The following is a 12,840-nucleotide window of genomic DNA, read 5'->3' as shown; positions in this document are numbered from 1 at the left end:
AAGTTTGATGAAAACAATACACTCGAAGTTGCAAATGCGAATTTCCAGTTAGGCACAGGAAGCACGGACTTTATTGTTAATGCCTTTTATACAATCAATAAAGACCAGTGGGGCCTTGCTACCAACATTTCCCGTAAGTTCAATACGGTCAACTCGCAGGGTTACCGTTTTGGTGACCAGGTTTTTGGTACCATCGAGCTTTACCGCTCATTTAATATTGGAACCGTTTCGCTCACACCTAGCCTGGGCCTCTATGGTGAACATGCCGATCATGGAAAGCAGCATGGCCAGGTGCTTGATATAACGGGGGGCAGGATGCTCAACGCGACTGCCGGGGTAACATTTTTTACCAACAAATGGACCCTGGGCATCAATGCGCAGAAACCTGTGGCACAGAGAAGTGCCTCCGGTCACGTGATTGCCAAGGAACGTGTTTTGGTCCAGCTTGGATTTTTATTCTGATTTAACTTGTACTGACCTGAATTCATGCGATCATTCATAGCATACGTTTTGCTTTTTGCAATCATGCTACCCACGCTTAGCCCGTGGGGAACGATCGCCTATTTCCAGTTAAACAGGAGCTACATAGCCAAAGTCCTTTGTGAAAACCGCGACAGGCCAAAACTGAATTGCAACGGCAAATGCTACCTGGCCAAAAAATTAAAGCAGCAGCAGGACAAAAAAGACAAGGAAACTGCCCAGCGGGTTGAGAATATGCCTATCGCCCAGCTTTTTATTGCCCCATTCCACGCCTTTACCTTTCCCCACACGCCGCAATTGCCGCACTGCGTGACGTGTTTCTTCTACCGCCTTCCTGTTTATAATTCCCCCATTACCCGCCTTCTTGATCCGCCCCAACTGGGATAACTGTTTTATGAGATAATCATTGGTTCTGCGAGCCCCTCGTGGCAACCCTGCTGTGTGTATCTGCCAACCAGCTAACGCTGAGTAGCATGTTATGGATTGGCTGTATATGATACTCATAAGTCATTTCAAAAAAACACCCGCAGCTGCGTGCAATTACGCCGCAGTTCAAACCATTCTTTAATTCAATTTTAAACCAAGACAACAACCAAAATGAAACGTTTTCTAACATTCGCACTTGCAGCAGCCCTATTGACCTCATGCTCAGACAACGATGACAACCAAATTGTAACACCGGTGACACCGGGTGATCTGGCTATTACGCTCGACACACGGGTAGGGAGTGAAGATTTTGCATTAAATAAGGATTTTGCCATTGGTGGCCAGACACTCAACTTCAACAAGTTTCGCTACTGGGTAAGTAACGTTGTGCTGGTTGATACAAAGGGCAGTGAATACGTTGTGCCCCAGTCATACTATTTAATGGAAGAAGTCGGTGATCTGGACCTTTCAGGCACAATCAATGACAAAATGACTTATCCAGCCAACAAACGGGAAACGATCACCTTAAAAGACATCCCCGCTGGCGAGTATAAAACAATCAAGTTTTCGATCGGTGTTGACTCGAAATACAATGACAATCTGAGCCTTAAAGCTGGTGAGCTGACCATTGCAAACGGCATGAGCAATATTGCCTGGATGTGGCATTCCAGCTACCTGTTTACCTCCGTTGGCGGCACAGTCAAAAAAGGCGCGGATTCGAAAGCGTTTACTGCTGAGACCGGGCTAAATGCAAATTACAAGTCGCTGAGCATTGACCTGCCTGCCCCGGTGAATTCATCCACCTCGAAGGGTGTAGTGCTCAATCTGGACGTTACAAAGGTCCTTGATGGTATCGATGTGATGGCAAATCCTGCGATCAACGCCATGACTGCTCCGTTGATGTCTACAATTTCAACAAACTACGCCACCAAGGCAATTGTGTTTGGATCAGAAGCCAAGTAAATAACGAAATGAGTGGCATCAAAACGATAGCATTTTTAGCAGCTGCTGTATGGAGCCTTTCTTCATGCAGCAGCAGGCAGGATATGGAGCCCGAACCCCAGGCTTACAGCTTTCAGGTTCCGGCACATTTCCCGCAGCCTGTCTTTAATACCCATAACCCGATGAGCCGGGAAGGGATCGAGCTGGGCAGGAAGCTATTTTATGATGTCAGGCTTTCGGCCAATAACAAAGTTTCCTGCGCGAGCTGTCACGATCCGAAGCTGGCTTTTACCGATGGCGAGCGATTTAGCAAGGCGGGTGTGTCGGGCACTGCATTACACCGGCACTCCCCTGCTTTGTTTAACCTGGCCTGGACCAATAACGGGCTTTTCTGGGATGGAGGGTCAACAAACCTGGAATCGCAGGTATTCGGCCCGCTGACGGCGCATGATGAAATGGCCCAAAACCTGTATGAGCTGGTTGATGAATTAAACGCAGTTCCCACATACGTATCAGGGTTCGAGAATGCTTTCCAAGAGCCCGTCAGCTCACAAAATGTAGCAAAGGCACTTGCACAGTTCCAGCGCTCACTGGTTTCGGCGGGTTCCCGCTATGACCGTTACCGCCTAAATCAAACAGGTGGCTCGCTGACCAGCGATGAACTGGCCGGGCTGACGCTGGTCAGGCAGAAATGCCAGGGCTGCCACACGGGGGAGCTCTTCACCGATCAGAGCTATCATAACAATGGTATTGATGCCGACTTTTCAAATATGGAGCATGAAGGCCTTTACATGGGCCGCTACCGGATCAGTTATGATCTGGCAGATCTGGGCAAATTCAAAACGCCCTCGTTGAGAAATGTGGCCCTCACTGCGCCCTACATGCATGATGGCCGGTTTTCCAGCCTGGAAGATGTCCTGGAACATTACTCGGCAGGGGTGAAGCCGTCGGCTACACTTGATGCCCGGCTGCCGGCCAGTGGCCTTAGCCTTTCAGCGCAGGAAAATAAACAGATTATTTCGTTTCTGCATACGCTCTCGGATCCAGATTTTACCCAAAACCCAGAGCACCAGAAACCCCAAAATTTTTAAAAAACATGAACAGGCTATTATCCTCTGAGGATCTGCAGCATCTCTTGCAAGACAGCGGTGTCGGACTAGCGCCTAGGCGCAGTAAGCCAAATGTTACGGCACTGGCACTTATTGGTTTTCATGCAGTGATAACCAGTTGTCTTCTAGGGATGCTGCTGAAAGTCTGTTAACTGAAATATGTATGAAAAGATACTTATTAATCCTTTTTGCCGGTATTGCTTTTACGGCATGCAGCACAAAAGACCAAGACGAGCAGGCTAAGCACGAGCACATAGCGCATCACGATGCATCGCATGCAGGTCATGGCAATCCTAAAACAGCCGCATTGATGGCAACCCATGACAGCATCATGCTTAAAATGGATGAAATCATGCGCCTTAAAACCCAGCTCACCGGTAAGGCAAATGCTTTGGACAGCCTTGATAAAATCAAACCTGATGCAGTACTCAAAAAGCAAAAGTCCCAGGCGCTGGCATTAATCAGTCAGCTCGATCAGGCCGACGAAGCCATGATGGGCTGGATGCACCAGTACAAGGCTGATACGCTCGAAAGGCTTTCCGAGGGTAAGCAGGATGCATACGTTGCCGAGCAAACAGCAAAAATGCAAGCACTAAGATCCCAGATTGCAAGCACAATAGCGGATTCGGAAAAGTTTGTAAATGATAAGAAATGATGAAAAAAGCTGGATTCATTTTACTGGCATTCGCCGCTTTTGGCTGCAGCCCGGAAAAGCTGCCGATCCTGGGCGAGCCTACAACCGTGTTAAAAATGGTGGACGGTAAGCAGACCCAGGTTACTGAATATCCAAAAATCCCAGCTTTCTCCTTTGTCAACCATCAGAATCAAAAGGTTACCCATAAGGACATGGACGGCAAAATCTATGTGGCCGACTTCTTCTTTACCACGTGTCCGACAATCTGCCCCCTGATGAAGTCCAATATGCTTAAAGTCTATGAACGCTTCAAGGACAATGATGATGTGCGCATTCTCTCGCATACCATTGATCCCGGTCACGATACGCCCGCAGTGCTGGGTCAATATGCCAGTGACCTTGGTGTAGAGACGGGTATGTGGCAATTTGTAACTGGTGAGCGCGAAAAGATCTACGAGATCGGCCAAAAGCACTATATGGTCAGTGCCGGCACTGACCCCGATGAGCCGGGCGGTTTTATACACAGCGGTTCTTTCATTTTGGTCGATAAAGACAAGCACGTGCGCGGGATGTATGATGGCACATCCGAGCTGAGCACAGCCCAGCTGATCCGGGATATGAGAAACCTGATCCGGGAAAATGAGTAATTAAAATATTAAACACAATCATCCAGTTAGCAATGAAAACATTAAGCGTACTTATAATTGGTCTGGTATTCACTATTTCACAGGCCTGGGCACAGCAGCAGCACAGCGTGAAAATCCCAGACGACATTCAAAAGCTTTTGCAACAGTATGCCTGCCTGGCCTGCCACAAGGCAGATGCCAAACTGATCGGGCCGGGTTACATCGATGTGTCCAAAAAGAAATACACCGAAAAGCAGATCGTAGAGCTGATCTATACGCCCAAGCCGTCCAACTGGCCGAGCTATCCACCCATGGCACCCATGAAACATGTTCCTGAAAAGGATGCCTTAAAAATAGCGGCCTGGATCAACTCCCTGGCTAAAAAGCACTCTTAATCAATCTGAGTTTAGAGTAAACTTGTTTGGTAATACTTAAATCCAGGGGAAATATTCCCTGGGTTTTTACTATCAGTTAACCTTTTTGACGCATTAGAAAGGCCCATTCATTGATAATCCGCTTTTTGATAAATTCACTATTGCTGAACCAACTATTATTAATAGCGATTCGCTTCTAAAATTTAGCGTATTTTTGCCTTTGCAATACAGAAAATGGTGTCTTCCTGCTGGAACCGCCCGTCAGGGCTGATGGCGCTTATTAGGATCAAATCGTATTTGTTCATCTAATAGGTATATTTAAAATGTCCGCATCAAGGTTTCGTCTCTCTAAAAACTAGTCTTCCTTTTCTGGAAATATCCAATCCTATTTTTCACAGTCAAGTGGCTTGTCATGTCGGGATTGGTTGGTTTACTGATGGGTTCTGCGTCTGAATTCTTTCTGATCTGCCTTGATTGGGCAACCCGTTACCGTCAGCAACACGTCTTCCTAATTGCACTACTTCCGATAGCCGGATTCATGATCGGGTGTCTATACCATTATTTTGGAAAGGAGATAGAGGCAGGCAATAACCTGCTGCTGGAAAACATCAACCAGCCCTCTAAAATTATTCCGTTAAAAATGGCCCCGTTTGTGCTCACCGGTACCATTGCCACCCATCTAGTTGGCAGGTCTGCCGGCCGCGAAGGAACTGCCTTTCAAATGGGCGGCTCAATCTCTGACCAGTTTACCCGCATTTTAAGATTAAAGCCCAGGGACGGAAAACTAGTACTTGTTGCAGGCATCGCAGCGGGATTTGGCTCCGTTTTCGGCACCCCTCTTGCCGGAGCCGTATTTGGCCTGGAAGTGTTTCTGATCGGCAGCATCGGCTATAATGCGCTCATACCCGCTTTCGACGACGCTATCTTTTGCAGACCTGACGACCCGGGCCTGGAACGTTGGGCATAACCATTATCATATCCCATTTGTCTCTGGGCTTTCAGCGGTAAACGTTTTGTATTTGCTGCTGGTGATGTATTCGCGCTTGAATTAACGTCCTTGAAAAACACCTATGATAACTGTTTTTTGAAGCCTTTAATATCATAGCTAAGGTGTCGTAAATTTGATTTAACCACCGTTTTCGCGCACCTCCAGAATCAAAATAACAGCAAACTGCTTATACATTAGCTCACTACAATCGTAAAAGAATGAGAAGATTATAAATGAATCGTCGGCTCAAGTTGCCGGAATACTGCCTCTCTTCATGCCGGAATATCCCTATTTCATAACAATGTAACAAATATCACAGAAGCTGCTTGTTTTAGTCTGTATTTTTAAAGCGGCATGCTTTAGGCTGTCCTAAAATTTTGATTAACATGCAATCAAGAAGAAAATTCTTACAGTCTAGCTTTTTTGCTACCGCAGCTGGTGGAAGTTCAACTTTGAAATTGTCTGAACAAATCAAACAAACCGATAGTAACAAGCCCGAAAGTTTGTTAAATGGGAAGATCACTTTCCTTCAAACCACCGATGTCCATTGCCAGCTCCATAACCATGACGAATTATTCTGGGAAAACGACAAAGCGGTATTTCGTAAAGCTGGTGGTTATGCCCACCTGGCCACAGCCTTGGATATGCTAAGAATAGAAAATCCAGAAAACACCATTGCCATGGACACTGGTGATATGTTCCAGGGCAGTCTGCTTTCTGTAAAGACCAATGGACATGCATTTGTCCCACTTTTGAATGCTTTGAACTATGACCTGTTTCTACCAGGAAATTGGGAGGTTGTATACTATAAAAAGAATATGCAAAAATTAATGGGAGCCCTTCTGGCTCCCAAGATTTGTGCAAATATGTACCACGATCTAGGTGACGGTAAAAAAGGTGAGCTGATATTTCAGCCGTATCAAATTATGCACCGCTTGGGTATTAAAGTAGGTTTTCTTGGCTATACGGATCCATTGGTACCGCTGCGGCAATCACCAGTCTATAGCAAAGGAATTGTTTACACAAAGCCCGAAGAAAATCTTAAAACGTATGTCAATCTCCTGAAAGAGCAGGAACAATGCGACTTTGTCATTATTTTATCACACCTGGGTTTGTCTCAACAAATCGCCTTAGGCAATCATCCGGATTGTAAAGGAGTAAACTACATTTTTGGTGCTGATACACATGAAAGGATACGCAAACCAATTCAAGCGAAATACACTAAAATCGTGGAACCTGGTACTTTCGGCTCATTCATTGGTAAACTTGACTTAACAGTAAAAAATGGGCAAATTGTAGAAGACACCTACGAGCTTATTGAGGTAAATCCTGAGAAGTACCCTGCAAAAAAAGAAGTTGTTAAACTGATCTCAGAGATTGAAAAACCTTTTAAAAAGGATATTGACCAGATCATAGGAGACAGTACCTTGCCTTTATACAGGTACTTTGTCGTCGAAAACACAATCGACAACCTGATCGTTGACGCATTAAAAACTAAAATTCATTCTGACATTGTCCTTTCCAATGGGTTTCGGTTTTGTCCGCCACTTGCACTAAATAAGGATGGTAAGGCAGTAATTACCGAAGGATATCTTTTTGATATGCTCCCTGTGGATGCAGTTATCAGAACTGGCACTGCAACTGGCTCACAACTTCTGGAATGGCTTGAAAAAGAGTTGCAAAATGTCTTCGCCCAGGATGCTTCAAAACGGTTTGGAGGCTGGCTGATCCGCTTTAAAGGCATGCAAATGGATTTCAAAGCGTTCGAACAATTGGGAAAAAGGATTCAAAAAGTAACCGTCAACGGACAGCCATTAGACCCACAAAGAGAATACTCTTTGTGTGCATGCGAAAGGGAGGGTGATCCACAAGATATGCTTTGCCGGCTAAAAGGTGTCAAAAACGCCCAAAATACCAACTACACACTACATAGCATGATGAAAGAATATTTGAAAGAATTTTCTCCGGTAACCCCTGCCCTCAGAGCAGATGCCAGGATTCTGGACGGACCACAAAACTTGCTTAGCCAGGTAACTGGTGTAGATTATCAGTTCGTTTAAAGCTGGATTACTTACCTACCTTATCTTTTAAAAACTCTTCTAATTCCTTTCCATGCAGGTTTAGTGCAATAATTGAGCCTTTTTCATCGATGATCGCATTGAAAGGAATCCCCTCCAATTGATAAGTCTTTGCAACTGGGGATGTCCAAAATTTCAAATCACTGACCTGGGTCCAGGGGAGACCTAGTTTCTTAACCGTCCGGTGCCACGCATCTTTTTTACTATCAAGAGAAACTGCAAAAATTTCAAAATTTTTGCTTTGTAAACCAGGACGATGATACTTCGCATACAACCTTTTAAGCTCTGGCTGCTCCTGAATGCAGGGCGCGCACCAGGATGCCCAAAAGTCGATCAACACGAAATTGCCTTTCATGGATGAAAGCGACTTTTGCTTACCAGTTATCGAAGGCAGCGTGATTTCGGGAGCCTGGCTTCCAATTTTAAGTGGTTGTTGTGCGGATACACTTCCGCCAATATTATACAATAGGCCTGTTAAGCAAATTGTGAGCACTAGTTGTTTCATTTTACAAATCATTATTGAACTGGGTAGTCCTTATCGATCCAATCTGTTTTGATATTCTTGGGTATATCTAAAAGCTTAGCCTTTTTAAATCCCATTTTTTTGATCTGGGTAAAGGCAGGCCTGATATTAGGGCAACGATCAAATGGACAGCACCCACAGTACAGGACCACTTCACGGTTTTTATCCTCTTTCGAAAGAAATGTTTCAAGCTTTTTAATATTGGGCTTTTCACCTGCTGGGCCAACATCCACAGAACCCTTGATAACTGCCTGCGGGCCGATATTAACGATCAGAGGCATAGGTGCTTGTGCCTGCTGAATCCGGTCTGCCAATTTCTTTGGCGGCATAAGCTGGGAAGCAGACCAGGGCTCCTGCGTGATTTGCGCCTGCACATATGTAAATGAGATTAACAGAGATAAGACTGTAATCATTTGTTTGATCTTTTTCATATTCTTAAAGTGTTTGGAAGACATGCGTTTAATTCTCATTAAAGCTATATTTGAAATAAATATCTTTTGCTGTATTACTGGTCAGAACATCCATAAAATCCTTGGCGGCTTTGGGATGGGGTGCTTTTTTTAGCAATCTAGCTACATAGGTTGATTCAATATTATCTTTCCCAGGAATTTCTACAAGCTCAATCAGATTCCCGATCATTTTTTTGATAATAAGCCTCAGAATACCATACAGGACCTGCATGTGACTGCCCGTACAAAATTGGCATTGGTGTTTGCCGGTGATGTATCTGGGTTAGATCGGTTGCCCAAAATCCCCGGCGGTAACGTCTCTGCAAATACCCATTGATACTGCGGATAATGTTTCTTAAATGCTGATAATTAATCATCAATCACTATAAACTGGTTACCTCCAAAAATACCATCAATTGGGGATCAGTAATATCTCCGTACAGATCAGGTACATTGTCTATGCCTGGTAACGTGAATTGCAAGCCGTCAGTTGGCGGGGTATTCCAGGGTGGATCAAAATCAATGATCCTGGCCTTTCACCCTGCCAAAAGCAAAGAGGTTAACAAGCATAATTGTTAAAAAAGAGTTTATTCATAGCGGTGAAACTTTATGGGTGTACTATGGCCCATCCCTGCTGCTGACGGATTATTATCTCGCCGTTACCGCTAGGGACAAATGATATAAAATCAAAAAGCTCATCCTTACTGATATTACGCTCCCGAAGTGTGTTTGCGCATTCGGCCAGGATAACCCCTTTTGCCTGTAAGGCCTTCAATTGGCTCTCATAAGAATTCGTTTTTTTGAAGACAGCAACTCCACCGCCGTGTACCACGAGCTCTGCTTGAAGCTTTCCTTTCAGACGGGGATCCTCCAAGGCATTCATTATGTTTTTCATGGTAGCCTTAATAATTTTATCATCGTCACTATTAAGCTGATAAACGACTTTGTAAGACTTTTTATCGGCAACTGCGCCATGAAATTCACTTGGATTAACTGCTTTTTCCTGCGCCCATGCTCCGATTGAAAGCAGCATAGCAGTAGCAAATAAAAGGGATGTGATCTTTTTCATTTCTCGATAATTTTAATTGAAACGGTTATTATTTACTTATCCTGGTCGCTGCAATAGGCTTGAAGGGACCAAATTTATGCTGGTTTTCTGTAAACGTATCTGAATAAGGCCCGAATGGAAAGTCTATTGGCTTTTGAGAAATATTCTTCCAATCCACGGCCTGGTCTTTATGGGGACGTGGTTGCGAATTAACAAATGCGGCCAAATCCCAGGCCTGCTCATCGGTCAGGATTGGATTTTGATAATTGGCTCCAAATGGCATATTATCTTTAATATAACCTGCAAAGGACGAAATCCTGTAAAGCCCTGCGCCGTCGTTATAGCTGCTATTTCCCCAAAGGGGCGGATAGATAAACGATTTGAAATCCGGCTGCATAATCCCTTCGCCTTTTGCCCCATGGCAAACCGCGCACTTTTCTTTGTAGAGAACCCTGCCAGTCTGTGGATCAGCAGCCCTGTCAAGATACGCTAGCTTGTTTAGCCCTGTACCTTTGGGCGTCTTTCCTTTTACTACGCCTTTTCCAACCCACTTCATGTAGGAGACCATTGCCTTCATTTCTTTACTTGCGCTATCGGGTTTTCTGCCGTTTAAACTTCTTTCAAAACAATCGGATATTCTTTTGATGATCGTTTCAGTGCTGGCAGACCTTGCCCTAAACTTCGGGTAGGTCGAAGAGACCGCCAGAAAATTATTGCCCATTATCTTTGTACCTGCTTCCAAATGACAATTCTGACAATTCATCCCATTTGAAATTTGCATCACGCTTCCTTTGGGCCCCAAATATCTCGATGTATTGGCAATCAGGTCTTTGCCGTATGCAACAAGCTCCTTTTCAGATTCTAGTCTTTGGTTATTAGATATAGTGGCAGCTTTTACTGTTTTTAAATGTTGTATTTTTTCAGGCCAGGCTGCATCGCCCCGTGCTTGATCCCAAAGGCCTGACTGTTTTGCAACAAAGACAACCGTCGCAACTGAACACAATGCAATCAGAATACTCATTTGCCATCTACCAGGTTGCGCATTTTTCATTGGTTAGTCCGGATTAAATATCCACAACAGTAAATTTTAAATCGCTAGCGGCTGCAAAATCACTTTAAATTGGCTACGTTGTTAAGCCCCGCAAACTTTCCCAAGAACCGCCATTATAAGACGTTATCCCAGCCTGCTTTAACATTTTGGTCGCTCTTGCGCTTCTTGCCCCGCTCCGACAGCATGTAATTACCGGCTGCTCATTGCTTTTAAGTCCGTCAATTTTAGATGGGAGCGTATCTAATGGAATATTGACGCTCGATGCAAGGTGCGCATGCCTGAACTCCTCGGGAGTGCGCACGTCTATAATCAGACACCCTTGGTCGATAACAGTTTGTAAGTTTGTTTTTCCAATCCCTAAAAATCTCGCTAATAATCCCATGCTATTATATGGTTAATGGACATATATACTGACTTATTTTGATCGCTCCATGCTGCTTGACAGCCTTGAAACCTCCCTTGATATCGATCAGGCTACCATATCCGCGTGCCCTAAGAATTGAGTTAAAGATCATGGAGCGGTAGCCAGTGGCACAGTGCACAAGGTATGTTTTGTCCTTTTCTATACCCGCAAGCATTGCATTGATCTCATCAAGTGGGATATTCAATGCCCCGGTGACGTGCTCTGCCTCGTATTCGCTACGTTTACGCACATCCACGATTATAGCCCCAGGCATATCCAGAAAGTTTTCGGCCATCTGCTCTGCTGTAACTGAATCAATACTATCAAACTGCTTTTCCGATTCTTTCCATGCATCAAAGCCCCTTTTCAGATATCCAATCGAAAAATCGTATCCTACACGTGCCAGCCTGGTTATAACTTCTTCTTCGCGGCCAATCTCACAAACAAGCAGAATAGGCTGACGGGTATCAGGGATCAGCGAGCCTACCCACGGAGCAAATCCTCCGTTGATACCGATGTTAATTGAGTTAGGAATAAAGCCGTTGGCAAACACTTCCGCATCCCGGGTATCTAGGATCAATGCCCCGGTTTCATTGGCTGCGTTCTCAAACTGCTCCGGATCCAGTGCCATATTGCCCCTTTCTAAAACCATATCTATGTTCTCATATCCCTTTATATTCATCATCACATTAAATGGAAAATAAGCAGGTGGCGCTGAAAGCCCGGCAGTCACCTCCTTAATGAACTGCTCGCGGGTCACATCTTCCCTCAAAGCGTAATTGGATCTTTTCTGGTTACCAAGCGTATCACTGGTCTGCATGCTCATATTCTTCCCACATGCGCTTCCTGCTCCATGGGCAGGATAAACCATGATCTCATCAGAGAGGGGCATAATCTTGCTGCGAAGCGACTCAAATAGATAACCTGCCAGGATTTGATCATTTAAGGTGTTTTCATTTTTTTGTGCTAGATCAGCTCTGCCGACATCATCAATAAACAAGGTGTTACCAGTGAAAAGGGCGGTGTCCTTGCCATTTTCATCTTTCAATAAATAACAGGTGCTTTCCATGGTGTGCCCGGGTGTATGGATGGCTGTTAGCGTGAATTTTCCAATACAAAACTGCTGACCGTCAGCAGCGATCACTGCGCCAAATTCTGGCTTAGCGGTCTGGCCATATACAATATCTGCACCCGTTTTTTGAGCAAGGTCAATATGCCCTGAGACGAAATCTGCATGAAAATGGGTTTCAAAAACATATTTAATTTTTGATCCTCTCTTTTCGGCCATCTCAAGGTAAGGATGAACCTCGCGGAGTGGATCGATTACGGCAGCTTCCCCGTCACTTTCGATATAATACGCACCCTGCGCCAGACATCCTGTATAAATTTTTTCGAAATGCATGATCCTTCCCATTCGGTTGAAATGATATACAAATCTGGCAAATAACCCTGAAAGCTTCGGTGATATTTGTCACGTAACAATTTGGCTTTAAGTATTTAGCTCCTCCTACTTAGCCAGCCGGGCAATCATCTCTGTCATTTCAGCACTACTATAATCGGCGGCACCTTCCTGTCTATAAACCATTTCCCTTCCGGATCCAGGATTACAGTGGTAGGAACAGCCCCCTGCATAAAAGCCGGCGGTATCTCCCCGGCCGGACTTACCACCGCCAAATCATAATGGTGCTTTTTCATGAAGCTGTCCGACT

Annotated in this window: 15 protein-coding genes and 1 pseudogene; 9 read left to right on the top strand and 7 right to left on the bottom strand. The window is 44.8% G+C overall.

The genetic code is table 11. The features are described from left to right. From ACTIE6_RS04855 to ACTIE6_RS04815, 9 genes and pseudogenes are all read left to right on the top strand, one after another. A pseudogene (locus ACTIE6_RS04855) lies at positions 1 to 462 on the top strand (hypothetical protein); the annotation flags it as partial. 24 nt (positions 463 to 486) lie between these two features. Further along, the gene (locus ACTIE6_RS04850; protein WP_439555555.1) at positions 487 to 867 is read left to right on the top strand and encodes a hypothetical protein; all 381 of its coding nucleotides are present in this window, start codon (positions 487 to 489) and stop codon (positions 865 to 867) included. A gap of 210 nt (positions 868 to 1,077) precedes the next feature. After that, the gene (locus ACTIE6_RS04845) at positions 1,078 to 1,869 is read left to right on the top strand and encodes an MbnP family protein (RefSeq protein ID WP_439555554.1); all 792 of its coding nucleotides are present in this window, start codon (positions 1,078 to 1,080) and stop codon (positions 1,867 to 1,869) included. An 8-nt stretch (positions 1,870 to 1,877) separates the two neighbouring features. Then, positions 1,878 to 2,939 carry a cytochrome-c peroxidase gene (locus tag ACTIE6_RS04840; RefSeq protein ID WP_439555553.1) on the top strand — a complete coding sequence of 354 codons (1,062 nt, stop codon included), beginning with the start codon at positions 1,878 to 1,880 and terminating at the stop codon, positions 2,937 to 2,939. Between the two features lie 181 nt (positions 2,940 to 3,120). Continuing rightward, positions 3,121 to 3,612 (top strand): hypothetical protein, encoded by a 492-nt coding sequence (locus ACTIE6_RS04835; RefSeq protein WP_439555552.1) that lies wholly within the window; start codon positions 3,121 to 3,123, stop codon positions 3,610 to 3,612. Beyond that, complete coding sequence (locus ACTIE6_RS04830; RefSeq protein WP_439555551.1) at positions 3,609 to 4,238, top strand: SCO family protein; 630 nt, start codon at positions 3,609 to 3,611, stop codon at positions 4,236 to 4,238. The genes ACTIE6_RS04835 and ACTIE6_RS04830 overlap by 4 nt, the downstream gene beginning before the upstream one ends. A gap of 32 nt (positions 4,239 to 4,270) precedes the next feature. Continuing rightward, positions 4,271 to 4,612 (top strand): c-type cytochrome, encoded by a 342-nt coding sequence (locus ACTIE6_RS04825; protein ID WP_439555550.1) that lies wholly within the window; start codon positions 4,271 to 4,273, stop codon positions 4,610 to 4,612. 517 nt (positions 4,613 to 5,129) lie between these two features. Next, positions 5,130 to 5,558, top strand: a complete 429-nt coding sequence (locus ACTIE6_RS04820) for a chloride channel protein (RefSeq protein ID WP_439555549.1) — start codon at positions 5,130 to 5,132, stop codon at positions 5,556 to 5,558. 407 nt (positions 5,559 to 5,965) lie between these two features. Further along, positions 5,966 to 7,639 (top strand): bifunctional metallophosphatase/5'-nucleotidase, encoded by a 1,674-nt coding sequence (locus ACTIE6_RS04815; protein WP_439555548.1) that lies wholly within the window; start codon positions 5,966 to 5,968, stop codon positions 7,637 to 7,639. Between the two features lie 7 nt (positions 7,640 to 7,646). On the opposite strand, the gene ACTIE6_RS04810 is transcribed toward ACTIE6_RS04815, so the two are convergent. The 7 genes from ACTIE6_RS04810 to ACTIE6_RS04780 all read right to left on the bottom strand — a co-directional run bounded on the left by ACTIE6_RS04810 (position 7,647) and on the right by ACTIE6_RS04780 (position 12,533). Further along, on the bottom strand, positions 7,647 to 8,162 hold the full coding sequence (locus ACTIE6_RS04810; protein WP_439555547.1) for a TlpA family protein disulfide reductase: 516 nt from the start codon (positions 8,160 to 8,162) through the stop codon (positions 7,647 to 7,649). A gap of 11 nt (positions 8,163 to 8,173) precedes the next feature. After that, positions 8,174 to 8,611 carry a rhodanese-like domain-containing protein gene (locus tag ACTIE6_RS04805; RefSeq protein WP_439555546.1) on the bottom strand — a complete coding sequence of 146 codons (438 nt, stop codon included), beginning with the start codon at positions 8,609 to 8,611 and terminating at the stop codon, positions 8,174 to 8,176. Between the two features lie 28 nt (positions 8,612 to 8,639). Further along, positions 8,640 to 8,819 (bottom strand): substrate-binding domain-containing protein, encoded by a 180-nt coding sequence (locus ACTIE6_RS04800; RefSeq protein WP_439555545.1) that lies wholly within the window; start codon positions 8,817 to 8,819, stop codon positions 8,640 to 8,642. A gap of 417 nt (positions 8,820 to 9,236) precedes the next feature. Continuing rightward, the gene (locus ACTIE6_RS04795) at positions 9,237 to 9,698 is read right to left on the bottom strand and encodes a DsrE family protein (RefSeq protein ID WP_439555544.1); all 462 of its coding nucleotides are present in this window, start codon (positions 9,696 to 9,698) and stop codon (positions 9,237 to 9,239) included. A gap of 28 nt (positions 9,699 to 9,726) precedes the next feature. Continuing rightward, positions 9,727 to 10,728: a c-type cytochrome gene (locus tag ACTIE6_RS04790; RefSeq protein WP_439555543.1), complete on the bottom strand. Its 1,002-nt coding sequence runs from the start codon at positions 10,726 to 10,728 to the stop codon at positions 9,727 to 9,729. 73 nt (positions 10,729 to 10,801) lie between these two features. After that, on the bottom strand, positions 10,802 to 11,110 hold the full coding sequence (locus tag ACTIE6_RS04785) for a rhodanese-like domain-containing protein (RefSeq protein ID WP_439555542.1): 309 nt from the start codon (positions 11,108 to 11,110) through the stop codon (positions 10,802 to 10,804). Positions 11,111 to 11,114: 4 nt separating this feature from the next. After that, positions 11,115 to 12,533, bottom strand: coding sequence for an MBL fold metallo-hydrolase (locus tag ACTIE6_RS04780; RefSeq protein ID WP_439555541.1), 1,419 nt, complete (start codon positions 12,531 to 12,533; stop codon positions 11,115 to 11,117). Positions 12,534 to 12,840 lie beyond the last annotated feature (307 nt).

It is taken from the genome of Dyadobacter sp., assembly GCF_051859145.1.
Classification (GTDB): Bacteria; Bacteroidota; Bacteroidia; order Cytophagales; family Spirosomataceae; genus Dyadobacter.
This window is presented reverse-complemented; position numbering and strand designations above follow the sequence as displayed.